The following is a 22,060-nucleotide window of genomic DNA, read 5'->3' on the forward strand; positions in this document are numbered from 1 at the left end:
CCATCACCCTAAAAACCTTTCCGGAGGTTGAATGAACCACATTAAATATGAAATTGAATACACAAAAATGGTAGCCCAAGTGTTTTAAGGTATGGCCCCATAGGTTCACCGGTGATGATGATGAACTGCACGAGGGATTACTGCGTTAAGGACATCAACCTGGCCCCGGACGGCGAGAAAAAGATAGACTGGGTCTCCAGGTTTATGCCTGTTCTCCAGGCAATAAGAAAGGAATTCGAGGAGAAAAGGCCCTTCAAGGGAGTCAGGATCGCGGCAACACTGCACCTTGAGATGAAGACGGCTTTTCTGCTCCTCACACTCAAGGCTGCCGGTGCGGAGGTCTCGGCGGCGGCCAGCAACCCGCTCTCAACCCAGGACGACGTTGTCGCTGCCTTGGCAAAGGCAGGGGTCAAGGTCTACGCGATTCGCGGGGAGGACAGGGAGCAGTACTATGAGTTCCTGCACAAGGCGCTCGACATAGAACCGAACATCATCATAGACGACGGCGCGGATATGGTCTCGACGGTGCTGAAGGAGAGAACCGAGCTGATAGACGGACTCTGGGGGGCGAGCGAGGAAACGACAACCGGCGTCATAAGGCTCCGCGCCATGGAGAAGGACGGCGTGTTGAGGTTCCCCATCATAGCGGTGAACGACAGCTACACAAAATACCTATTCGACAACCGCTACGGTACCGGCCAGTCAACGTGGGACGGAATCCTGAGAACCACCAACCTCCTCGTTGCCGGAAAAAACGTGGTTGTAGTCGGCTACGGCTGGTGCGGCAGGGGCATAGCGATGAGAGCTAAAGGTCTCGGAGCAACGGTTATAGTCGTCGAGGTTGACCCGATTAGAGCTCTGGAGGCCAGAATGGACGGGTTCTTGGTCATGGACATGATGGAAGCGGCGAAGGTGGGCGACATCTTCATCACCTCGACGGGCGACATCAACTGCATAAGGAAGGAGCACTTCGAGGTCATGAAGGATGGGGTCATTTTAGCCAACGCCGGCCACTTCGACGTGGAGATAAGCAAACCGGACCTCGAGGAGCTGGCGGTCGAGATAAGCGAGCCGAGGCCGAACATAACCGAGTACAAGCTCAAAGATGGAAGGAGGCTTTACCTTCTCGCTGAGGGCAGGCTTGTAAATCTCGCCGCGGCAGACGGCCACCCGGCGGAAATAATGGATATGAGCTTCGCCCTGCAAGCGAAGGCGGCCGAATACATACTGAACAACCACGAGAGGCTTGAACCGAGGGTCTACGTGCTCCCGAGGGAAATAGACGAGATGGTCGCTCGCATAAAGCTCGCCTCGATGGGGATAAAAATCGAGGAGCTCACCGAGGAGCAGAGGAAATACCTGGAAAGCTGGGAGCACGGGACCTGAGTCCCTTTTCTTTTCGGGTGATGACTATGAACTTCGAACCCTTCAAACTCGTTCCCGTTGGCTACGTGAGAAAGGACGGAGAGACCTTCATCGAGATCCTCCCGGAGTTCAGGGAAGCTATGGACGGCCTTGCCGAGGGCGACTGGATAAAGCTGATCCTCTGGTTCCACGCCAGCGACACCCCGGAAAGGAGGAACGTCCTGAAGGTTCACCCCTACAACAACCCGGAGAATCCGCTGAGGGGAGTTTTTGCCACGCGCTCACCCTACAGGCCGAACCCGGTGGCGCTCTACACCGTCAGGATACACCGCATCGAAGGGAGGAGGCTCTACATAGACGATATCGACGCCTTCGACGAAACCCCGGTGGTTGACATCAAAATCTTCGTCGAGCGCTACGACTGCCCGAAGGAGGTTCCGATTGAAGAAAGGGAGGCCCACATCAGAAAGGGCAGGATGATAGGTGAGGTGAACCTTATCCCGAGAAAAGCAGAACACCTCGACGAGCTTGAGGAGGTTTCTCCAGAGGAGTACGACGCGCTGATACTTGAAATCGGGCCGAAGACAACCACACTTACCGCGAAAGAGTTAGCGGAGCTCATCGAGGCGTTGAAAGATGTCTACGAGAACCTGCCCGTGGAGATAAAGGACAAGCTCAGAACACATGTAATGCACTCGCCTTGAAGCTGACGTAGAGCTCTTTTCCCTTCGTTATTCCCATCTCCAACATCGAGGAGCGGGTTATGAAGGCCCTGAGGTGTAACCCGTCGATTCTCAAATGAACCCTGACGAGCGGGCCGAGCTCTTCAACCGACTCGACAGTTGCCCTGAACTCGTTTCTGGCCGAGCTCCTGATGGGTTCAAGGGAGAGTATTATATCCTCCGGCCTTAGGCCAACGCGAACCCTTCCCATGGTCTCGGCGGGAAGCTCTATCTCGACCCCGTTGCTCCTCAGAATTCTTCCCTCCACGGTGCCCTCGATGATGTTCTCGAAGCCGAGGAAGCGAGCGACCTCTTCGCTCGTCGGCCTCGAAAAGACGTCCCTGACGGGGCCAACCTGCACAAGCCTTCCGTTGAGCATAACGCCTACCCTGTCGCCCAGGCTAACCGCCTCCTCGAAGGAGTGGGTGACGTGCAAAGCCGTGAAGCCAAGCTCTTCCCTCCAGCGCTTCATCTCACCTATGAGCTTCGCCCTGGTCTGAACGTCGAGGTTCGCGAATGGCTCGTCCATGAGCAGAAGCTCGGGTTCCACAACAAGGGCCCTCGCTATGGCCACGCGCTGCTGCTCGCCACCGCTCAAGGTCTTCGGTTTTCTGCGGAGGAGGTGGCCTATTCCCAGAATCCCGGATATTTCCCCAACTTTCCTCTCGATTTCAGACCTTGGAATCCCCCGGAGCTTAAGTCCAAAGGCTATGTTGTCGAAAACGCTCATGTGGGGAAAGAGGGCGTAGTTCTGGGGGATATAAGCGAGCCCACGCCTCTCGGGAGGGAAGTGGGTTATGTCCTCACCGTTGAGGACTATCTTTCCGACGTCGGGTTCGATTATGCCCGCTATTATCTCAAGGAGCACAGTCTTCCCGGCCCCGCTCGGGCCGAGGATTATGAAGTGCTCCCCCTCGCTCACGTCAAAGCTTATTCCCCTCAGCCGGAACTCCTTCCAGTCCTTGGAGACTTCTCTGACCTCAAGCATTGGCCTTCCTCCCCACGAGCCAGCGCAGGATAACGAAAACGGTGAGGCTCATCACGATAAGGACAACGGAAATCGGTCTCGAGGCCCTCAGGCCGTAGTTGTTGAAGTACTCCATAACGAGAACCTGAGCCGTTTTAGGATAATACGCGACGATGAGTATAGCACCGACCTCGCTTATAGCACGAGCCCACGTCATTATGGCCCCGCTCGCTATGGCCGGAAACGCCATCGGGAGCGCTATTGAGAAGAACGCTCTCATACGCGACGCCCCGAGGGTTCTGGCAACGTTTTCGAGCTTCTCGTCAACAGCTAAGAAGCCATCTCGCGCGGCGTTTATCGCAAATGGGGCCGAAACAAAGAGCATGGCCGCTATTATACCTTTGTAGCTGTCGAGGATTGCGCTGGAGAAGGTAACGAGTAGCATTATTCCGACGACTGAGTGCGGGATGACAATGGGGACATCAACCAGGGCCTGGACGAGGCTCTTTCCTGGAAACTCCTTCCTCGCCAGAACGTAGCCGAGGGGAACGCCGAGGAGAAGTGCTATCAAAGCAGTCGCTGTCGCTGTAAGGAGGGAGTTCCTGAGGGCCTCGATAACGTAGGGGTCGTGAAGGGTTTTGAGGAGCATATCCACGTCCGAGGCCTGCTTTGCCAGTATGACGAGCAGGGGCAGGGCTATGTAGAGTATTAGAAAGCTCCCCAGGGCTGCAAAGAAGTAGAGAGTGTAATCCCTCCCCATGGCGATCCCCATAGAGTTGGATAAGGTGAATAAAAACCTCACCCCTCAACCTTGACGAGGGACTTTATCTCGTCCGGGACGCTGCCGAAGGCAACCGGCGGCCATATGAAGTCCTGGTGGTTCTCCTGGAAGACCCGCTTGCCGTTCTCGCCCAGGAGGTACCTGAGGAACTCAATGGCAAGCTCCCTGTTGGGCGCGTCCTTCGGAACGGTAACGCCGTAGACGATGGGCTTGGCCTTGATGACCTTGCCGGTGGAGCCGATGTAGATGCCCACCTTACCGTAGAAGTCGGCCTTGTTGAAGTCCTTGAGGTTTATCTCGTCCGGGAGGGTTATATAAGTTAAGTTGTGCTGCTCCGCCACGCTCTTGTAGATGAAGAAGTAGTCCAGGCTCCCGCTCTCGACGAGGGCCGTTAAATCCGTCTCCTTGGGCCTTATGACGACCTTATCGCTCTTCACCTGGATTTCCTTTGGAGCAACTATTATGCTCCCGTTGAAGTATATGTTCGTGTTCCTCTCGACCAGGGTCTCGAATACCGGTTTGTCGTAGTAGTAATCGGCCAGCTTCATGACCATGACGGAGCGGTAGCCGCAGGGGTCCTGGTTCGGGTCGGAGAAACCAAAGGTAACCCCGGGTCTCGCGAGGATTTCATACCATCTCTCCGGGTGGGCCTTCATCTCCTCGGCGTACTTGCTCTTCTCTGTGAAGGCTATGACAATCTCATTTGTCGCGAAGAGGACGTAGAAGTCCGTGAACTTCGGCACCATCAGCTGGGGAATGAGGGTGTAGTCAGCGACAGCAACAATATTGGCCTTCTTGCCCAGGTCGGTGACCTTTCTAACGGCCTTAACGCTCCCGCTCGCCTCGTCCTGGAAGGTGACCCTGTAACCGAGGTTTTCCTCCGCGTATTTGGCAAATTCATCCTCTAACTGTTTGAAAGGGACGCTCAGAGAACCGGCATGAAAGACCACAAGGGTGGTTTCTTTTAGCTCGGAGTTGCCGGAACCGTTTATGCAACCAGCTGAAATAACCGACAGCACGAGGAGAGCCATAAGTGCAATGCCCTTCCACCGCATTGGAACCACCAATGGAATGGGCAGAAGCGTGTATTTAAACGTTTTGAGCAAACAAAAGAATTAACGTTAACGATTTTGTTTTCTCAAGGCCACAAGCCCCTCCACCAGATCCCGGAAGTGCTCGTAAAACTCGCTCTCGCGGAGCTTTTCCAGAGCACCCCAGAACTCGTCGAGATTGGAAAAGCCGGTCCTTTCGTACTCATACGCTTGAATCAGCATCTCCAGCTTGTCGGCGAACTTTACAAGCCTGCCCTCCAAGCTAAGCCCCTCCTCGTACTCCCTCCACAGCCTGAAGTACTCCCTCGGATTCGATGTTTTAATGAAAAGCTCCATCGCGGCCTTCTTCTCGGCCTTGCCCTTGTCGAGGTAGTACTGCGCCGTCAGGGGTATGTCTGTGACCCTCGCCTCCGCCAGGTCGTGGAGAAGGGCTATCTTGAGGGCCCGCTCAACGTCTATCTCAAAGCCCTTCGCCTTCAGTTCATCGGCCAGAAAGAGGGTTATCAATGCCACGCGGTAGCTGTGGTCGGCTATGCTCTCGGGGTTTGAAACACCCCGAAGGAGCCAGCCGGTTCTGGGGAGCCTCTTCAGGTTTCCGGCTTCCAGAAAAAGGTCGAGAAGGGACATTCTCACTCCTCCGTCGTGAAAACTGCCCTCTCGGTCTCGATGGCGCTCGCCATTATGCAGTCGCCGAGGAATCTCCCATAGACCTTCACCCATTCGCCCTTTCCGAGGCACGGACTTCCAGAGAACTCCACCCTGAGCCCGGAAACTTTAAAGGTCGTCCTGTAACCAGGTAGCTCCATGGGGAGGAACTCCACCAGGGGTTTGTCCTCGATGGTGCCCTCGATGACGACGTTCTTACCCCTGAATGAATTCAGCTCATCAACCGTAACGATGTAATAGTAATGATGACCGAGTTTGACCCGCTTGGGCATGCTCATCACCTTTATAGGCCAGCCTTGTAAATATCTGTGGGGTGAGGGTATGATAAAGGTTGCGATCATCGGTGCCGAGAACGTCGGCAAGTCAACGCTCATGAACGCCCTCATAGGAGGTAGAATTTCCGAGGTGGAGAACCTCCCCGGGACGACCAAGGGGACGATACGGAGACGCTTCGGAAAGCTCAAGATACCGAAGAGCATGAAAAATCCCCTCGGAGGAGCCGACGAGTTCGTCCTCATAGACACGGCCGGCCTCTTCGACCCCCAGAGGGAGCTGAGGGGCAAAGTCCTGAGCGAAGAGAAGTTCCGGGAGATAATTGAGGAGATAGTCTCCGCGGACATAGTAATTCACATGGTCGATGCCACGGTCGGCCTGCACAGGGGCATGGAGAAGCTTCACCACATGCTCAAGTTCCGCTACGAGAAGCCCATCATAGTGGTCATAAACAAGATTGATCTGGTTCCGCGGGAGCGTGTTGAGGAGCTTAGAAAGATAATAAAGAAGCGCCTGGAGCAGGAGGCGATTCCGCTTTCGCTGGTGACCTATGAGGGATTCAATGAGCTAATCAAGAGGCTGGCGTACTACGCCCAGTACGTTTGAAGGCACATTACTCCTCAGGGAACTCTGGACATGGACACACCATGACCTGAACCTTCCTGCGCCTCGGGCCGTCCAGCTAGATGAAGAGTATTCGCTGCCAGGTCCCGAGCTGGAGCTCGGCCCCATCTATGGGAACGACGACCTCGGGGTTCAGGAAGAGGGTCGCCCGCAGGTGTGAGTGGGCGTTGCTGTCTATACGGTCGTGGGCGTAGCCGGCATCTTCCGGAACCAGCTCTTCCATCCTAGCTTTGATGTCCCGAAGAAGTCCGTTTTCAGCTTCATTTATCAGGAGGCCAGTGGTTGTGTGTTTGACAAAAATGACGGCGATGCCATGTTTAACCCCGGAGCGATAGACGAGCCTCTGGACCTCGGGGGTTATATCAACTATCTGGAACTTCTCCCCCGTGGAAACCTCGATCTCAAAGAGCATCCCATCACCCGGGCAGGTTCTTTCTGATCTCCACCAGCAGCTCCTCGGCACCCTTAACCCTGCCGGACACTACCGCCTTGAGGAGAACCGCAAGCTCATAGGCCTCGACGAGGTCTCTTCTGCCTTTCTCGGTGACCTCCGAGCGCAGGATGGAATATATCTCCTCAACCGCATCCCTGAAAAGAACCTCGTCGGAGTACAGCTCCTTGTCGGCCAGGAGCAGGGAGATCATGTCCGCTATAAACTCTACCCGATTGCTCCTCGACTTCCTCAGTGCTTTGAGCCGTTCCACTGCTTAACCCTCCCCGGAAGCTCCTGTTCGAGAGCTTTTATCAGGATTTCAGAGACAAGGATCGAAGAGAATTTGGGGTCGCGAACCTCGAGGGCGGCATCGATGGCACGCTCAATATCTCCATTCTTGACCAGGTGGTGGGCGATGTCGGCCATGACTATCGAGCGAAGCCTCTCGTCCCTCAGCAGGCTTCCAACCTTCATAGCACCCTCCAGCTCACCCGTAATGACGTAGTAGCGGGCGATCTTGGCCCATACCTCCTCGCTGGACGTGCTCTTGCCTATGGCCTTAATTATCTCCCATCCCCCGAGCTCGGGCCTTTCCAGGATGCGGTTCATCACGGCCTTCCCGACGAGTTCCGCTTCATCCTCTTCAAGGGCCGAGATAAAAGCCGGGAGAACGTTGTGATCCCTTTCAAGGAGGTCCAGGGCGATTTTAACAAACACCTCATCGCTGTTCTCCAGGCGCCTTATGAGTTCGGCGGCAGAAACCCCCTCGCCGCTCAAGGCGAATGCGAGGGCAAGCTCCTCAGTGAACTCCTCCCCAAACTTCTCAATCAGTCCGTTGGCAACGGCCTCAAGGGAATCTATGTAGTGACCGAGTACCTCCCGGTCCTTCAGGTAGAAAGCCACATCCTTGAAGGCGTGCCTCGCCCACTCCTTCACCTCTATCTCCAGTATCAGCGAGATTCCGTTTTCGTAGCTCCCGAGGGCGAGGTATGCTTTGATCAGCTCGAGAAGGGCCTTGGAGCGATAGGGCTCATCGTCAATGTACTCAAGGGCAAGCTTGCTCTTTCTGATGCGGGAGGCTACCTTAAGCTGCTCCCTTCCAATCATCCTTGTGTTGGTCCGGATGATCTCAAGAAGGATCTCGTTCCGGAGGGTACGGTCATTCACCTCCAGTGCGTAGGTGATAGCCTCGCCCACCTCCCCCAGGGCAAGCATGTAGGCGGCGGCAGTCCTCATTATAACGTCTCTAGGAGGTGCGGGAAGGACGCGTGAGTCCTCAAGAACACCCAGGTATATCCTCTTGGAGGACTTCAGACCCGCCCTGCCGAGGGAATAACCGACTGACAGGAGCGCCCGGAACATCTTCACGGGATCATCTATCTCCTTCGCCGTTTCGAGAGCCTTCAGAAACGCGGTTTTATAACTGCCATCTCTGGCCTTGGCAAGCCTCTCACCTATTTTAGCGTACGTTACCGATTTTATATAGGGGTCCGGGATTACCTCAACGGAAGCGAGGATTTCCTTGACAATCATGCCACATATCCCCCGTACGTTTGTGGATTTTGCACACCTCCATTATTCCTTATTGCACGTCACATCTTATTAACCTAACCCTCGGAACGTTTTTAAGGGCTCCCTCGAAGGATGCGACCATGTACGCGGTGATATTTGGCAAAAATCCACGCCTCAGTGAGGCAGAATTTTATGCATTCACCAGAAGGTTCAACCTTAAAGTTAGAGTTATCGAGTCCGCGCGGGACTGGCTGGTATTTGAGTCATCCACCGCGGTGGAGAGGTACTTCCACTGGCTGGGGGGTTCACTCAAACTGGTCCAGATAGCCGGCGAGGGTGAGGATGCCATAAAAGAACTCGAATATGCGAGGCTTTTCACGGTCAGCCTCTACGGTGAGGGCGACTGGAAGCTCTGGCGGAAGCTGGGGAGCACGATAAAGAGGGAGTTCAAAGCCGAGGGGCCCTCAAAGTTCTTTAAGCCGGCTAAAGTTTACGCGATGCCGGCGGAACTTATCCTCAAGGGACTTCCAGAGGTTAAGGACTTCGTCTTTCTCTTCCGCGAGGACGGGAGCTTCTGGGTCGGAGAGACCGTGAAGGTCACCGACCCGTTCGAGCTGAAGAAGCTCGACGTGGAGAGGCCCGTCCAGAGGCCCATCCTTTCCATCCCTCCCAGGCTCGCAAGGATAATGGTGAACCTGACGGAGGTGAGGAAGGGCGCCTTCCTCGACCCCTTCTGTGGCATAGGGACGATAGTCCAGGAGTTTGTCCTTCAAGGGCTTTCAGCTTATGGAAGCGACCGAGATCCGGAGAGAATAAGCGAAGCTAAGAAGAACCTCTCATGGCTCAGGAAGGAGTTCCGCCTTAAAAATTCCGCTCACCTTGAAGTTTGCGATGCGAGAAAGCTGAAGCGCTGCTTCAGGCAGAGGTTCGACGCGGTAGTCACGGAACCCTACCTCGGAAAGCCCCTCAAAAGGAACCCGAGCAGGGGGGAAGCGATAAGATTGGCGAATGAGCTGGACAGATTCTACTATTCCGTCTTCGAGAGCTTCGGCGACGTTCTCAAGAGGAACGGAAGGGTGGTCTTCGTCTTCCCTGCCTACAGGCTGAGCGGAGGGGGAATATACAGAAAGGAGAGGAAGTGGCTGGCCAGGCTCGGCTTCGAAGTTCTTGGAAAGTACACTGACTACGAGGAGAGGCACAAACTCGTCAGGGACATCCACGTGCTGAGGTATCGGGGCTAAAAACTGTTATAAGGAAACGTGAGTAGTTCTACTTGGTGGTTGGATGGGAAACATCGTCCTGAGAGTGCCCCCCACAGTGGACGAAAAGCTCGCTAAACTTATAGCAGAGACCATAGTTAGCCGTTTGGAGAGCCTTGAGCGAGTAAACGAACTCCTTAAGAACTCAGAGTTGACAGAGGAAGAGGCGATAGAACTCGGAAGAAAGGCAAAAGCTGGACGGGGCGGGTACCTTGAGAGAAAATACTCTTCTCGTGGTTAACACCAACGTGCTGTTCTCCTTCTTCGGAAAATCCACCACCACAAGGGAGTTAATTTTCCTATTATCTGGAAGGCTTATCAGTCCGAAATTCGCCATAGAAGAGCTGTACGAGCATAAAAATGTAATAATGAAAAAGGCAAGGATAACTCCAGAAGACTTCGAGTCTCTGATTTCAACACTGCGAGAGCACGTGATGTTTGTTGAAGAGGAGTTCTACGCCGAGTTCATTCCACTCGCTTTGGAGATAACCCCAGACAAAGACGATGTCGATTTTGTCGCCCTCTCTTTAAAGATAAACGCCCCACTCTGGAGCAACGATAAAAGACTGAAAGAAGTGGATGAAATCCAAGTCCTAACAACGAAAGAACTTCTCAAAATTCTGGGCATCGGTTAACCTATCAGCCTCGCGTGCTCCTGCTTTATGCAGCGGTGGGCAACCGCTACCAAACCTTTCTCCCCGGCCTTTTTGAACGCCTCCCTGTTGTAGGTGTTGAACTGGAACCAGACGACCTTTGCGCCCTTCTTTATCGCCTGCTCGACGTAGTCCATCGTGAACTCCGGCCTTACGAAGAGGTCGACTATCTCCACCTCGTCTGGAACCTCTAAAACGCTCGGGTAGCACTTCCTTCCGAGAACCTCGTCATAGCGGGGATTAACAGGGTAGACCTCGTAGCCCTTTTCAATTAGGTAGCGCATCACGTCGTTTGCGTCGCGTTCGGGCTTCGGTGAAGCGCCCACGAGGGCGATCTTTCTGTACTTCGTCAAAATATCCTTAATCTCATCGTCGCTCAGCCTGTCTACGGGCATTATCCTGACCATGCTATCACCAACTTTTGGTTTGAAAAAAGGGTTTAAATCTCTAACCGGAAGTTCCTCCGGTGAGAATATGGCACTCTATGAAGAGACCCTAACGAACAGGGTATTTCAGATCATCATGCTGACCCCGATCCTTGCGATGTTCGCGGGCCTCTACGCTACGTATCAGGCAGGCGAAGGCGTTGAGATAATGCTCGCGACCACGGTTGGAGTTACGGTTCTGCTCCTCGATGTCATTGCAATCAGAATCGAGATAGACGAGCGCGAGCTGAGGATAAGGGGCGCCATTGGGCTTGTGGTCAGGAAAACGATCCCCATCGAGAACATCGCTAGCTTTAGGGTTGGAGAGGGATGGACCTCCTGCTACGGGACGATACACTTCAACCTGCCGGCCAGGGGCTGCGTCACGATACATCAGAGGAAGGGCTGGACGATTTCGTTCACGACCAACAACCCGGAGGAGGTCGCAAGGGTTTTAGCTACCCTCGGCGTTCCACGAGCACCTTAGTGCCCCGAACTGATACCACCCTGACCCCCTCGCCGGCCTTTGCAGTTCCGTTCGTGCATTCCGCCTTCCAGAGTTCACCGTCAATTTTGACGACTCCCTCAGGTGAAAGGTCTTCAACAACGAGGGCGGTTCTCCCCATCAGACTCTCGGGGCCGGTTTCGGGCCTTTTGTCCGCTCCACCGCCGAGAACAAAGGGCGCTATGAGGAAGTCCTTGGCCAAGAGAACGGCTATCACGAGCAAGCCTGCCCAGAGGGGAATCTCCACGCCTATCCCTGGAAGTATCAGGAATATGAAAATACCGACTATCACCTCATCGGCCATCAGCGCGAGGAGCTTGAGAAGGTTCCTGGTTTTTACACGCCCCATTTTTAAACCTCGCCCCTCGCCAGCCACTTCCAGTAGGGGTTCAGCTCGACTATCGTCCACCACTTCTTGAGCTCCTTCCTCGCGGTTTTGTAGTCGGGGTAGAACCTTTCGACGAGCTCCCAGAAGGCCTTCGAGTGGTTGAGATACCTTAAATGGGCGAGCTCATGGACTACAACGTACTCCCTAAGCTCCCTGGGAAGGGCTATGAGGCGAACGTTAAAGTTCAGGTTCCCCCTGGGGGAGCAGCTCCCCCACCGGCTCTTTTGATGGCGAATATAGACCTTTCCATATTTAACTCCCATCCTGTGGGCGTAGGAATCCACGAGGGGCAGGAGTTCCCTTCGGAGGATTTTCTTCAGGCAGTCAAGGACATCGCTGGGATTGGGTGAGAGGACGACGGTCTTGAACCGCTCGTGAACCTTGGGCTTTCTCCCGTGGATGACTTGGTAGAACTCGCCGTTGATGGGAAAGCCAGATTCGGCTATCTCGCGAAGGCATTCTATCTCGGCCAATTTGCCCTCAAGCCAGCCGCGGTGCCTCTCGATCAGGGCATCGACGTCGAAACCATCCGGAGCAGTAACGACAACCGTCCCGTCCGGCCTCACCTCAAGCCTCGCGTACTTAACCGGCCGACGGCGAACCCTCAGCATTGCCGCTCACCTTTTAAGGAGAATGGATAAAAAGTCCTTATGAAGGTTCGGGTTATAGAGAGGCGCGCCAAGAGCATCTACACCAGATCCAAAATTCCTGGCGTAGAGTGGGTGGCCAACCAGTACGTCGGCTGTGCCTTCGCATGCGAGTACTGCTACGCCAAGTTTCTGACGAGGTGGAAGGACTACGGGAGATGGGGTAGCTGGGTCGAAGTCAAGACCAACGCGCCCGAGCTGGCTAGAAAGCACGTTTCCGGAAGCGTCGTCATGTCAACGGTGAGCGACCCGTATCAGCCGATAGAGGCCGAGTTGAAGCTTACGAGGAAGGTTTTGCGCTACATGGACAAGAGGAACGAACTCTCGGTTCTCACCAAGTCCCCCCTGGCAACCCGGGACATCGCCCTTTTCAAGGAGTTCCAAACGATAGAGGTCGGCCTCACGATAAACGGCTTTAGGGGGAGAGAAAAGAGGCTCTTCGAACCCCTAACGCCGGTTCACGAGGCGAGGGTTAGCGCCCTTAAGGAACTTCACGAAGCTGGACTGAAAACGTACGTCTTCGTCAGCCCTATAATTCCAGAGATAACGGACGTTTCCGCCGTAGTGGAGGACACGAGGGACTTCTCGGACTACTACTTCTTTGAAGTGCTCAACCTCCGCGCCTCCGGAAGGGAATTCCGGGAGCTCCTCCGCGATGAGTATCCGGAGAGCTACGAGGCCCTGACCGGTGATGAGGCCTTTGAAGAGTTCCTGTGGGGGCTGAAGAAGGAGATAAGAGGCCTACACGTGAAGGCAGAGGGAATAGAGACCCACAGGGAAGGCTGGGAGTTCGTGGGGCTTTGAAATTTATTGATGTATCTCCGGAATGACAGCCACCACCAGCGAGTTCACGTTCGTTCCGGTCGGGCCAGTCTTGAGGAGCGCGCCGGCCTTTTCCAGCGCATTATATGCGTCGTGCCTCCTGAGGACTTCCTCGACATCTATTCCCTCGCTCTTGAGCTTCTCCAGCGCTTTCCCGTCCACTATCCCGCCGGCGGCATCAGTTGGCCCGTCCGTCCCGTCGGTATCAACGGCCAAAACAACCGCGTTCAGACCGCTTATTTTTCTCGCCACGCTCAGCGCGAACTCCTGGTTCGGCCCGCCGAGACCGGCTTCCCCCTCTATAGTTACCGTCCACTCTCCGCCGGCTACCAGGACGGCAGGCCTTGGAACCGGGCGGTCGTATTTGGCTATCTCCTGGACTATCGAGCCGATTGCCAGGGCTATCTCCCTGGCCTCGCCTTCGAGGGTCGTGGTGAGTATCGCCGCGTTGTAGCCGAGCTCCCTCGCCTTTGCCAGCGCTGATTCGCAGGCGAGGGTGCTGCTTCCGACTACGAAGTTGTGGACGTTGGGCAGATCTTCCTTGAGGGTCTCTTCGGCCTTTCCTTCAAGTCCCAGCTTGATGTGCCTCCTAACGCTCTCCGGCAGCCTCTCCCAGACGCCGTAGAGCTTCAGTATCCGGAAGGCGTCCTGGAATGTAGTCGGATCCTTCACGGTCGGACCAGAGGCTATCGCCTCAAGCGGGTCTCCAACGACGTCCGAGAGGATGAGACTTATCACGGTACCTTTTACACGTTTTGCCAGCTTACCGCCTTTCACCGCCGAGATGTGCTTCCTCACTGTGTTTATCTCGTATATCTTTGCACCGCTCTTCAGAAGGAGCTCGTTCGTTCTAATTTTGTCCTCCAAGGTTATCCCCCTCTCCGGGAGGAGGAAGAGCGCACTTCCGCCACCGGAGATGAGGACGAGGAGAATGTCGTTTTCTCCAACCTTTTCCGCCAGTTCGAGGCCGAGCCTTCCACCCAGGAGGGAGTTCCCGTCCGGAACAGGATGCCCGGCCTCGATGACCTTAAGCCTTCCCAGCTTGGGGCAGTTTTCGGCGTAGCCGTACTTGGTGATTATTACACCTTCCTCAATCCGTTCCCCAAGGAGGTCAACTATAGCTTTTGCCATGGAGCAGGCGGCCTTGCCAAACGCTAGGAGGTAGACCTTTCCCAGAACAGGAAACCTCTCGCCAGAAACGACCAGGTTGTTCCCCTCAATACCAAGGTTCCTTTTCACCGCGAGGTACGGGTCGGCGGCTTTCAGAGCCGCGTCCATCAGGGCAAGTGCCGTTTCTTTAGGCGTCATGTGAAAAGATAGTTTGCAAAGTTTAAAAATCAGTCGAGCACCACCAGCTCAATCTCGGCAATCGTCTCGGCGTTCTTCAGAAGCTCCACTATTTTCCTGTCTATGTCCCTGGCGGCCTTGTTGGCCCTTATCGCGAGGGTTCTGGCGTCCACGTAGGTGCTCTTCCTGATGACCATCGAGTATTCGTGCTCGAGAATCAGCTCCGGGCTCCCCTCGGCCAGGACCTCGTCGGTTAGGTCGCCCACCCTGATGCGGATTAAGAGCCTCTTCCCGGCCTTGAGGGCGCGTTTGAAATCCTCGCTCAGGTCGTTTATGCCCCTGTCCGCTTCGATGCACAGTATGCAGTCACCGCGGGGCGTGAGGTAGTTTTCCTTCGTGAACTCAAGCGTCGATTTGTGGGTTGCCCTGACGTTCTCGTGTCCCCTGCAGCGGATGATTTCTCTCAACATGGTTCCAGCTTCGGGCGGGGGTTTATAAATTTCCGGCCAAACCAGTGAAAAACTTTTTAAGTGTGACCAGAAAATACTACATCGGGTGATACGATGAGCCTGGGGCGTGTCGTTAAGGGTTTCCTGCGGGTTCACGCGGGATTTGCCGTTGTAAGGGTAAACTCCCTCGGGAAAGTCTATCCCCGGGGAACCAGCGTTGAGGTGCTCGAACTCCTCCACAGGAGGTTCGGGAAAAAGTGAAGAACTCCTTTGTTTTCAATTGTTCTGGGAAAACTTTTAAAAGGCCTCTTATGATGTGAGTTACGGCTGTAAGGATCAAGCTAACGGGGGGTTGATGATGGGAAACATCAAGCAGACTTTCATCAAGAGAACTGCCCGCGAGCTGTTTGACCGCTACCCGAACGAGTTCACGAGGGACTTCGAGCACAACAAGAAGAAGGTTGAGGAACTCACCAACGTCACCAGCAAGACCATCAGAAACAGGATAGCGGGCTACATAACCAAGCTCGTGAGGATGAAGGAAGAGGGCAAGATGCTCTGAGCCCTTTTCTAGGATTTATTCTCTTCGGCCCTTCTGGCCGCCCTAAAAGTGCTCCAGGTCCTCAAGTATCTTTCTCGGCAGCCTGGGGGCGAACTCCTTCAGGAGCCTCTCGAACTCCCGTTCGTTTTCCTGAGCCACCCTTCTGAAGAAATTCTCTATGTACGTCTCCGTCAGCAGGCGGACTTCCTCCAGCTCCTGCTTTGTCCGGATTATCTCGTTTATCCTCTCCTGTATCTCCGTTAGAAACGTCAGGAGCTCGTCTATCTTGGCGTCCGCGGGCTCGGTGGACTTTATGAGCGCCCTGGCCTGGTTGTACTCCCTGGTCCGCCTGGGGGCCTTCGGTTCGTACATCTCAGTGCCGAAGGTGTACGGGGTGAGCAGTACCTCCATTCTGAAGCCCCTCTTTATCGTGTAGTACTTCCTGGGTCTGCCGCGCGGTATCTTCTCAGTCCTTCCCTCTATGAGCCCGGCGCTCTCGAGTATCCTCAGATGCTCAAGGACCGCCTTCTGGCCCACCCCAAGCTCCTGGCTAAGCTCGCTCACAAAGTAAGGCCTCTTGGTGAGCAGGATGAGTATCCTCCTTCGCGTCTCGTTTCCCAGTATGTCAAGTAACTTCCCCATGTTCTTATTTGACTCCATGGTCTCACCCCCTTTCCCTAACCTGATGTAAGAAAAGATTACTTTAAGCTTTTCGGTGGATACGGGAGAAAAATTGGGGGATTATGGAACAACGTGGTGCTCCCTGCAGCGTGCCTCATAGCTCTCGCTGCTCCCGACGAGGATTATCGGAGAGTCCCTCGGGGCCGGCTTCCCATCAATAAGACGCTGACTCCTGGTCGCGGGTTTCCCGCAGACCGTGCAGACGGCGGTGAGGTAGACGATGTTATCCGCACGAACAAGGAGGTCCCTGGTCACCGGGAAGGGGTCGGCTTTAAAGTCGAGGTTGAGGCCGCTCGCAATCACGTAGATTCCCTCGTCGGCGAGGCGGTTCAGCGTCTCAACTATTACCGGCGGAAAGAACTGAACCTCGTCAACCCCGATTACCTCGAAGCCCTCACCCAGGGTAATCCTCTCGATGAGTTCAACGCCCTCCTCGTTCGTGGGGACGACGAAGGCTTCATACCTGAGACCGTTGTGGGCAACCACGTCATCCTCGGAATACCTGTTGTCGATGCTGGGCTTGAAGAGGGCAGCCTTCCTCTTGGCAAAGGTCTGCCGCTCTATCCTCTTTATAAGCTCAGTGGTTTTGCCCGCGAACATCGGCCCTGTTATGATCTCCAGGAATCCACCAGGGTGAACCATAACACCACCGGGGGAAGAACATCCCCACCCGTTAAATCTCCTCCGGGTGAAAAGTTGAACGGAAGACGAAAATGGAAGAAAAAAGTTGGCAGTATCAGACTGGAGTGACGTGGCCCCACTTTTCGAGGGCTCTGGCGAGCTCCTTGTGGCTCTTGGCGTACTCGTCAAGCGGGATGCCCTGCATGATGGCATCTATCGCCTGTCTGACTGCCCTAGCTCCAGCGGCCGGTCCGTCCGGATGGCCCATCGTTCCGCCGCCGAGCTGTAGAACGATGTCCTTTCCAAGGGCCTCTATGACAGGTTGAATGTTTCCGGGGTGAAGACCACCCGAGCTGGTCGGGAAGACCGGCTTCATGTGGTAGAACTTCTGCTCCAGGTGGAAGACATCCTTTTCATCCGGCACGTAGTGGTTCTCGGTAATGATCCTCTTGTACTGTATGACGTCCCACTTGCTTCCCTCAAGCTTCCCGGCTCCGGCCGTTCCGACGTGGAGCTGGTCGACGCCTATAACCCTCGCGAGCTTGGCTAAGACGAACATCGAGAGGCCGTGCATCGGGTTCCTGTCAAAGGCCGCGTGCATGGCCCTGTGGGCGTGGAGTGCTATGCCATAATCCTCGGCCAGCTCCCTGATGTAGTCCAAGACTCCCCAACCGAGGACGACGATGTCGATCATTGCATGGGGAACACCATAATCGGCGAGGATTTCAAGCCTGCGCTCCATCTCAAGAATGGGTGCGGTTATGTTTGCAAACCAGGTCTTCTTCTCGCCGGTCTCGTTTTCCGCCTTTTCCATAGCCTTCGAGACCACCTCGACCCTGGACTCAAAGCGGTTGTACCATGGGCTGGCGAGGTTCTCGTCGTCCTTGAGGTAGTCTGCCCCGCCGGTGAAGAGGTCAAGGGCAAGCCGGTATAACTCTTCCGGTGAATAGCCGACCTTCGGCTTTGGAACCACGCCGTAGAGGGGTCTGTCATAGATCTCAAGCTTTTTCCTCACCCCGTCTATTCCAAAGGCTGGGCCGGGGTAATCGCGCAGGAACCTCTCGGGCAGGTAAATGTCCTCAAGACGGAGCCAGTCCACGCGCTTCATTCCGTAGACGTTCCCCGCTATGCTCGCGAGAAACGCCGGCATGTTGAACTCCTCAAAGATATCCAGAGGGTAAGCTATTTTTACTATCCAGCTTCTATCTCCCATGTCAACGAAGTCGTAGGCCTTCGCGGAGAGGCTCTCCCATCTCTCCCTCTCGTACCACTCGTAGAGCGTCGTCCAGGTTCCGGTTGAGCTCTCGGCAGCAACCGCTCCCGCGGCCGCCTCGATGGTGTACCCCTCGGCAGGGGTTACGCGGAACACGGCTATGATGTCCCTCTTCTTGTTGGGCTCATAGCTCTTGTCCACGTAGTAGTCGTATATCTTGTCAAACTTCTCTACCATGCTTTCACCTCCTGAGTAGCCTAAAGATTGCACCGCCACCTATAAAAATGCTGTGGTTCATTATTGGGACACTCCTGCCCCCATATGAGTATCGGGGACACTTTTCCTGCGTCAACGCTCCAAACTCCTGCCCCGCTTTTGAAAATCAAAGCTGTGTCCCTCCGGCAAACTGGGTTTCAAGGGCAGATCTGCCTTTTCAAAACTTTGCCCTCTGGTTTGTATTGGGCCGTTCATAAGGTGGCAGGCGAAGGATGCCTAATTTCTAAACACCCCACCTAAAAACAGCCGATTATCGCCCCCAGAAGGCCCTGTTTCCGAAAAGTTTATATAGGCCTTCCTTCCTAGAATAGAACGCAGATACCTGCAAAACAACGTTTAGGAGGTTGGGAAAATGGCTGAGTTGCCGATTGCCCCAGTTGACAGGCTGATAAGGAAGGCCGGCGCCGCCCGCGTCAGCGAGGACGCCGCCAAGCTCCTGGCCGAGCACCTCGAGGAGAAGGCCATGGAGATCGCCAGGAAGGCGGTCGACCTTGCCCACCACGCCGGCAGGAAGACCGTCAAGGCCGAGGACATCAAGCTCGCCATCAAGAGCTGATGGCCTTTCTTTTCCTTACTCAGCTTTTCTGGGAGTTGATGTGAACCTACCAGAAAGTAATCCTTTCAACACGGATGTTTTCTCCCTTAATCTCGAGAAACACAAAGCCCGGCGAGTCCATCCTGGGGAACGTTGGCGAGCCAGGGTTGAGGAGAACCACTCTTTTCCCATGGATTGAGTAGGTATCGTGGTAGAAACGGTGCGTGTGGCCAAATATGAGAAGGTCGACCCCCATGTCAAGGGCTTTGAGCGTCAGAAACTGGGCGTTGAGCGAGAAGAACTGGGGCCCGTGGAGAAGGCCGATTACAACGTTGTCAACATCGATAACCCTTTCCTCGGGCAGGTTGAGGTAATCAGCGTTTCCCCGAACGGCTACCACCGGTGCGAACCTCTCAAGCTCCTCCAGAAGCTCATGGGATGTAACGTCGCCAGCGTGGAGTATCAAATCGGGATTTTTCTCCTCAAGGTGCTGGAAAAGAAGGGAAGGAGGGTTTCGGGTCTTATCACCGTAATGGGTGTCGCTCGTCACCGCTATAAGCACGGACATCCCTCATATCGGGACGTTTATGTTGAGCTTCTCCACGAGCTCCTTGTAGCGGTTCCTCACGGTGACCTCGGTTACGTGCGCTACCTCCGCCACCTCGCGCTGGGTCTTCTTCTCCCCCTCCAGGAGGGAGGCAACGTAGAGTGCCGCCGCCGCGAGACCTGTAGGACCCTTTCCGCTAGTGATGCCCCTCTTAATGGCCTCCCGGAGTATCTCCTTGGCCCTCTTCTTCGTCCTCGCGCTAACGTTCAGAGCGTCGCCAAAGCGGTCAACGTACTCAATCGGGCTGGTCGGGCGGAGGTTAAGGCCAAGGCCCCTGGCCAGGAAGCGGTAGCTCCTTCCTATCTCCTTCTTCGTGACCTTCGAAACGGCTGCTACCTCATCAAGAGTCCTGGGAATGCTCTCCATCCTGCACGCCGCGTAGAGCGCCGCGGAGACCATCCCCTCAATCGAGCGCCCGCGGATGAGCTTCTTCATCACGGCCTTTCTGTAGAGCGAGGCCGCGACTTCCTTGACGCGCCTCGGGAGGCGCATCTGGGCGGCCATTCTGTCCAGCTCGCTCAGGGCGAAGGCCAGGTTACGCTCGGCCGCGTCGTTTATGCGCATTCTCCTCTGCCACATCCTCAGGCGGCGCATCTTGGTCCGGTACATGCCGGTTATCTGGTTCCCGTGTATGTCCTTATCGCGCCAGTCTATGTCGGTGGAGAGGCCCTTATCATGGATCATCAGCGTCATGGGCGCACCGGTCCTGGCGCGCTTGGCCCTCTGGTCGGGATCGAAGGCGCGCCACTCAGGACCCTCATCGACGACATTCTGCTGAACAACGTAACCGCAGACAGAACAGACGATTTCGCCTCTCCTCGGGTCATAAAACAGCTTATCGGAGCCGCAAACCGGACATACATTCTTATCAGCCAAAAGCTCTCACCCCCTCTTTCTGGGGGCAGGGCGAGAACGCTTGCCCTTGAAACGCTTCTTCCCGGACCGAGCTTTTCTGCCGGACCCGGATTTCTTCCTGGAGGAATCAACGTACAGCAACGCACCGATGTAGTTCTCGGGATTCTTGACCCGCGGCTTGACGGCCACATAGGGCCTCTTAACCGGCCCGAAAACATCCTTCACTACCCCGACCACGGTGAGCTTTTTGTCAACCACCGGGTCGTTGAGTGAAGGAACCCAGTCGGTCCTGAGAACCAGGAACCCCTGCTTTGCATAGTGAGAAACTTTACCCAGGCGCTTCATAGCCCCACCCCAAAAGGACATATCCTTTTAAGCTTTTCGTTTTTGCCCTTATAAACTTTTCGCAAATTTCCAAAAGATTTTTATGGAAAGCGTGGCTAACAGTAAAGATTGGGCGGGCAAAATGAGGTGCCTAATCGTTGGTCATCTCGTCAGGGATATCATCGTTAAGAGTTCTGGAGTCGAGCACCGCATCGGGGGCGGGGCGTACTATTCTGCAATGGCCCTGTCCAGATTCTGCACGGTCGAGATCCTGACCAGCGTTGGGGAGGATTTCCCAGAAAGCTGGCTCAGGGAACTTGAGGAAGAGGGCATAGTGCTCCATACGATACCCGCGGAAAGCAGCACATCCTACCGCCTCCGTTATCTTGACGGGAACACAAGAGAACTCAGCCTCCTCTCCGTCGCGGAGAGAATAACCGACATGCCACAAGGGAGCTACGATATAATCATCCTCAACCCCGTTGCAGGCGAGGTTACACCCGAAACCGTTGCACTCGCCAAAAGGAGGAGCAACTTCGTTGCTGCAGACGTCCAGGGGTTCATCAGGTCGCCCAATCCTGGAAGACTTAAGCTGACGGGGGTAGACGGCGGCATCTTTAACGGACTGAGGGTTCTCCACGCCGACGCCTCCGAGGCCCAGCTCGTAAGAAACCTCGATCCCGACAAAATAGAAGTGCTGCTGGTCTCCCGGGGTGCCGACGTTGGACGGGCATACCTCCGGGGACGAAAGTACACCTACACTCCAGCGAGGGTTGCGGTGGAGGAATCAACCGGCGCGGGCGACGTTTTTCTGGCATCGTTTGCCATGTTCTACCGGGACTGCCCCTTCATTCAAGCACTCAAGAGGGCCAGCGCCTTCACGGCCCTTTTTCTCCAGCGCAGAAGCTTCGACTTCCCGATGGACGAAGTGAACGAGCTGGCGAGGAGAGTTACAGTCGAAAGGCTTAACGATATAAATCTTCAGGAATAATTATGACCGCCGATGATGAAACGTCAGCATACTGAGAAATGATGAGAGACTTCCCTGAGGTGATGGCATGGACCGATACGTTCTGCTCGTTAAGGCCCCGAAGGGCTACGATATAACCCCCGTAAGGGAGGAGCTCAGAGAGTTTCTCTCCAGAACCCATCCGGAGCTCAAGGTCGAGTCACATAGGTGCATAGGCCTCACCGCAGACGTTGTGATACTCTACAACGGCGGCGTTGTCCTCATAAAACGGAAGCACGAACCGTTCAAAGGTCACTACGCCCTGCCCGGGGGATTCGTTGAGTACGGGGAAACCGTTGAGGACGCGGCAAAGAGGGAGGCGAAGGAGGAAACAGGTCTCGACGTGAGGCTCATCAAGCTCGTCGGCGTTTACTCCGACCCAAACAGAGACCCGAGGGGGCACACCGTGACGACGGCATTTCTGGCGGTTGGAACCGGAAAACTGAAGGCCGGGGACGACGCCAAAGAAGTGCATGTCTTCCCCATGGATGAGGCACTAAAGCTGCCGCTGGCCTTCGACCACGCTAAGATTCTGAAGGACGCGCTCGCTCTGAAAGACCGCCGGTGA

General features: G+C 55.1%; 31 protein-coding genes and 1 pseudogene. 13 read left to right on the plus strand and 19 right to left on the minus strand.

Features of this window, described 5'->3' with window-relative positions:
- Positions 1-120 precede the first annotated feature (120 nt).
- Together TIRI35C_RS08225 and tsaA are read left to right on the plus strand one after the other, a co-directional pair.
- Entirely contained in the window at positions 121-1,386 is a 1,266-nt protein-coding gene (locus tag TIRI35C_RS08225) for an adenosylhomocysteinase (RefSeq protein ID WP_188203152.1), read from the plus strand.
- Between the two features lie 26 nt (positions 1,387-1,412).
- A complete protein-coding gene (gene tsaA, locus TIRI35C_RS08230) occupies positions 1,413-2,069 on the plus strand; it encodes a tRNA (N6-threonylcarbamoyladenosine(37)-N6)-methyltransferase TrmO (protein ID WP_188203153.1) in 657 nt (218 codons plus the stop codon).
- Here the strand turns inward: tsaA and wtpC are convergent.
- The 5 genes from wtpC to TIRI35C_RS08255 all read right to left on the minus strand — a co-directional run bounded on the left by wtpC (position 2,041) and on the right by TIRI35C_RS08255 (position 5,825).
- Positions 2,041-3,075 carry a tungstate ABC transporter ATP-binding protein WtpC gene (wtpC, locus tag TIRI35C_RS08235; protein WP_188202463.1) on the minus strand — a complete coding sequence of 345 codons (1,035 nt, stop codon included), beginning with the start codon at positions 3,073-3,075 and terminating at the stop codon, positions 2,041-2,043. The genes tsaA and wtpC overlap by 29 nt on opposite strands.
- Positions 3,068-3,814 carry a tungstate ABC transporter permease WtpB gene (wtpB, locus tag TIRI35C_RS08240; protein WP_188203154.1) on the minus strand — a complete coding sequence of 249 codons (747 nt, stop codon included), beginning with the start codon at positions 3,812-3,814 and terminating at the stop codon, positions 3,068-3,070. The genes wtpC and wtpB overlap by 8 nt, the downstream gene beginning before the upstream one ends.
- Before the next feature lie 38 nt (positions 3,815-3,852).
- On the minus strand, positions 3,853-4,890 hold the full coding sequence (gene wtpA, locus TIRI35C_RS08245; protein WP_188203155.1) for a tungstate ABC transporter substrate-binding protein WtpA: 1,038 nt from the start codon (positions 4,888-4,890) through the stop codon (positions 3,853-3,855).
- 66 nt (positions 4,891-4,956) lie between these two features.
- Positions 4,957-5,514 (minus strand): HD domain-containing protein, encoded by a 558-nt coding sequence (locus tag TIRI35C_RS08250; RefSeq protein ID WP_188202464.1) that lies wholly within the window; start codon positions 5,512-5,514, stop codon positions 4,957-4,959.
- A 2-nt stretch (positions 5,515-5,516) separates the two neighbouring features.
- Positions 5,517-5,825, minus strand: coding sequence for a GTP-binding protein (locus TIRI35C_RS08255; RefSeq protein WP_188203156.1), 309 nt, complete (start codon positions 5,823-5,825; stop codon positions 5,517-5,519).
- A gap of 49 nt (positions 5,826-5,874) precedes the next feature.
- Here TIRI35C_RS08255 and TIRI35C_RS08260 point away from each other — a divergent pair, with 49 nt between their 5' ends.
- Positions 5,875-6,432, plus strand: coding sequence for an Era-like GTP-binding protein (locus TIRI35C_RS08260; RefSeq protein ID WP_188202465.1), 558 nt, complete (start codon positions 5,875-5,877; stop codon positions 6,430-6,432).
- Between the two features lie 7 nt (positions 6,433-6,439).
- On the opposite strand, the pseudogene TIRI35C_RS08265 reads toward TIRI35C_RS08260, so the two are convergent.
- The 3 genes and pseudogenes from TIRI35C_RS08265 to TIRI35C_RS08275 form a co-directional block, all read right to left on the minus strand.
- Positions 6,440-6,862, minus strand: a pseudogene (locus TIRI35C_RS08265) (secondary thiamine-phosphate synthase enzyme YjbQ).
- A gap of 4 nt (positions 6,863-6,866) precedes the next feature.
- On the minus strand, positions 6,867-7,154 hold the full coding sequence (locus TIRI35C_RS08270; protein WP_188202467.1) for a hypothetical protein: 288 nt from the start codon (positions 7,152-7,154) through the stop codon (positions 6,867-6,869).
- Complete coding sequence (locus TIRI35C_RS08275) at positions 7,133-8,416, minus strand: prenyltransferase (RefSeq protein WP_188202468.1); 1,284 nt, start codon at positions 8,414-8,416, stop codon at positions 7,133-7,135. Before TIRI35C_RS08275 ends, TIRI35C_RS08270 begins: the two co-directional genes overlap by 22 nt.
- Positions 8,417-8,535: 119 nt before the next feature.
- On the opposite strand from TIRI35C_RS08275, the gene TIRI35C_RS08280 reads away from it, so the two are divergent.
- From TIRI35C_RS08280 to TIRI35C_RS08290, 3 genes are read left to right on the plus strand one after another with little or no spacing between them, the layout of a single operon-like run.
- Complete coding sequence (locus TIRI35C_RS08280) at positions 8,536-9,636, plus strand: TRM11 family SAM-dependent methyltransferase (RefSeq protein WP_188202469.1); 1,101 nt, start codon at positions 8,536-8,538, stop codon at positions 9,634-9,636.
- Positions 9,637-9,679: 43 nt separating this feature from the next.
- Positions 9,680-9,895, plus strand: a complete 216-nt coding sequence (locus TIRI35C_RS08285) for a hypothetical protein (protein WP_188202470.1) — start codon at positions 9,680-9,682, stop codon at positions 9,893-9,895.
- Entirely contained in the window at positions 9,867-10,289 is a 423-nt protein-coding gene (locus TIRI35C_RS08290; RefSeq protein WP_188202471.1) for a PIN domain-containing protein, read from the plus strand. Before TIRI35C_RS08285 ends, TIRI35C_RS08290 begins: the two co-directional genes overlap by 29 nt.
- Here the strand turns inward: TIRI35C_RS08290 and TIRI35C_RS08295 are convergent.
- A complete protein-coding gene (locus tag TIRI35C_RS08295; protein ID WP_188202472.1) occupies positions 10,286-10,714 on the minus strand; it encodes a CoA-binding protein in 429 nt (142 codons plus the stop codon). The two genes, TIRI35C_RS08290 and TIRI35C_RS08295, sit on opposite strands and share 4 nt — an antisense overlap.
- A 67-nt stretch (positions 10,715-10,781) precedes the next feature.
- Between TIRI35C_RS08295 and TIRI35C_RS08300 the strand changes: the two genes are divergently transcribed.
- Entirely contained in the window at positions 10,782-11,219 is a 438-nt protein-coding gene (locus tag TIRI35C_RS08300; protein WP_188202473.1) for a hypothetical protein, read from the plus strand.
- Here the strand turns inward: TIRI35C_RS08300 and TIRI35C_RS08305 are convergent.
- Complete coding sequence (locus tag TIRI35C_RS08305; protein ID WP_188202474.1) at positions 11,191-11,586, minus strand: NfeD family protein; 396 nt, start codon at positions 11,584-11,586, stop codon at positions 11,191-11,193. The genes TIRI35C_RS08300 and TIRI35C_RS08305 overlap by 29 nt on opposite strands.
- A gap of 2 nt (positions 11,587-11,588) precedes the next feature.
- Positions 11,589-12,236 carry a M48 family metallopeptidase gene (locus TIRI35C_RS08310; RefSeq protein WP_188202475.1) on the minus strand — a complete coding sequence of 216 codons (648 nt, stop codon included), beginning with the start codon at positions 12,234-12,236 and terminating at the stop codon, positions 11,589-11,591.
- A 39-nt stretch (positions 12,237-12,275) separates the two neighbouring features.
- Here TIRI35C_RS08310 and TIRI35C_RS08315 point away from each other — a divergent pair, with 39 nt between their 5' ends.
- Complete coding sequence (locus tag TIRI35C_RS08315; protein ID WP_188202476.1) at positions 12,276-13,076, plus strand: SPL family radical SAM protein; 801 nt, start codon at positions 12,276-12,278, stop codon at positions 13,074-13,076.
- A gap of 3 nt (positions 13,077-13,079) precedes the next feature.
- Here the strand turns inward: TIRI35C_RS08315 and TIRI35C_RS08320 are convergent, their stop codons facing one another.
- Entirely contained in the window at positions 13,080-14,402 is a 1,323-nt protein-coding gene (locus TIRI35C_RS08320; RefSeq protein WP_188202477.1) for a glycerate kinase type-2 family protein, read from the minus strand.
- Positions 14,403-14,431: 29 nt separating this feature from the next.
- A complete protein-coding gene (locus TIRI35C_RS08325) occupies positions 14,432-14,851 on the minus strand; it encodes a DUF371 domain-containing protein (protein WP_188202478.1) in 420 nt (139 codons plus the stop codon).
- 93 nt (positions 14,852-14,944) lie between these two features.
- On the opposite strand from TIRI35C_RS08325, the gene TIRI35C_RS08330 reads away from it, so the two are divergent.
- On the plus strand, positions 14,945-15,091 hold the full coding sequence (locus TIRI35C_RS08330; RefSeq protein WP_188202479.1) for a hypothetical protein: 147 nt from the start codon (positions 14,945-14,947) through the stop codon (positions 15,089-15,091).
- A 97-nt stretch (positions 15,092-15,188) separates the two neighbouring features.
- The gene (locus TIRI35C_RS08335; protein WP_167891009.1) at positions 15,189-15,392 is read left to right on the plus strand and encodes a 30S ribosomal protein S17e; all 204 of its coding nucleotides are present in this window, start codon (positions 15,189-15,191) and stop codon (positions 15,390-15,392) included.
- Positions 15,393-15,434: 42 nt separating this feature from the next.
- On the opposite strand, the gene TIRI35C_RS08340 is transcribed toward TIRI35C_RS08335, so the two are convergent.
- The 3 genes from TIRI35C_RS08340 to rbcL form a co-directional block, all read right to left on the minus strand.
- Complete coding sequence (locus TIRI35C_RS08340; RefSeq protein ID WP_188202480.1) at positions 15,435-16,031, minus strand: ArsR/SmtB family transcription factor; 597 nt, start codon at positions 16,029-16,031, stop codon at positions 15,435-15,437.
- A gap of 81 nt (positions 16,032-16,112) precedes the next feature.
- Positions 16,113-16,694 carry a thymidine kinase gene (locus TIRI35C_RS08345; protein WP_188202481.1) on the minus strand — a complete coding sequence of 194 codons (582 nt, stop codon included), beginning with the start codon at positions 16,692-16,694 and terminating at the stop codon, positions 16,113-16,115.
- Between the two features lie 94 nt (positions 16,695-16,788).
- Entirely contained in the window at positions 16,789-18,123 is a 1,335-nt protein-coding gene (rbcL, locus tag TIRI35C_RS08350) for a type III ribulose-bisphosphate carboxylase (RefSeq protein ID WP_188202482.1), read from the minus strand.
- 391 nt (positions 18,124-18,514) lie between these two features.
- On the opposite strand from rbcL, the gene hpkB reads away from it, so the two are divergent.
- Positions 18,515-18,718 (plus strand): archaeal histone HpkB, encoded by a 204-nt coding sequence (hpkB, locus tag TIRI35C_RS08355; RefSeq protein WP_014013473.1) that lies wholly within the window; start codon positions 18,515-18,517, stop codon positions 18,716-18,718.
- Between the two features lie 46 nt (positions 18,719-18,764).
- Here the strand turns inward: hpkB and TIRI35C_RS08360 are convergent, their stop codons facing one another.
- The 3 genes from TIRI35C_RS08360 to TIRI35C_RS08370 are packed head-to-tail and all read right to left on the minus strand — an operon-like array spanning position 18,765 to position 20,504.
- Positions 18,765-19,259 (minus strand): YfcE family phosphodiesterase, encoded by a 495-nt coding sequence (locus tag TIRI35C_RS08360; RefSeq protein ID WP_188202483.1) that lies wholly within the window; start codon positions 19,257-19,259, stop codon positions 18,765-18,767.
- Between the two features lie 9 nt (positions 19,260-19,268).
- On the minus strand, positions 19,269-20,180 hold the full coding sequence (locus tag TIRI35C_RS08365) for a transcription initiation factor IIB (RefSeq protein ID WP_188202484.1): 912 nt from the start codon (positions 20,178-20,180) through the stop codon (positions 19,269-19,271).
- Positions 20,181-20,186: 6 nt separating this feature from the next.
- Positions 20,187-20,504, minus strand: a complete 318-nt coding sequence (locus TIRI35C_RS08370; protein WP_188202485.1) for a Gar1/Naf1 family protein — start codon at positions 20,502-20,504, stop codon at positions 20,187-20,189.
- A gap of 121 nt (positions 20,505-20,625) precedes the next feature.
- Between TIRI35C_RS08370 and TIRI35C_RS08375 the strand changes: the two genes are divergently transcribed.
- Complete coding sequence (locus TIRI35C_RS08375) at positions 20,626-21,474, plus strand: carbohydrate kinase family protein (protein WP_188202486.1); 849 nt, start codon at positions 20,626-20,628, stop codon at positions 21,472-21,474.
- 67 nt (positions 21,475-21,541) lie between these two features.
- Entirely contained in the window at positions 21,542-22,060 is a 519-nt protein-coding gene (locus TIRI35C_RS08380; RefSeq protein ID WP_188202487.1) for an NUDIX domain-containing protein, read from the plus strand.

The sequence above is a fragment of the Thermococcus camini genome (assembly GCF_904067545.1).
In the GTDB taxonomy this organism is placed as follows: domain Archaea; phylum Methanobacteriota_B; class Thermococci; order Thermococcales; family Thermococcaceae; genus Thermococcus; species Thermococcus camini.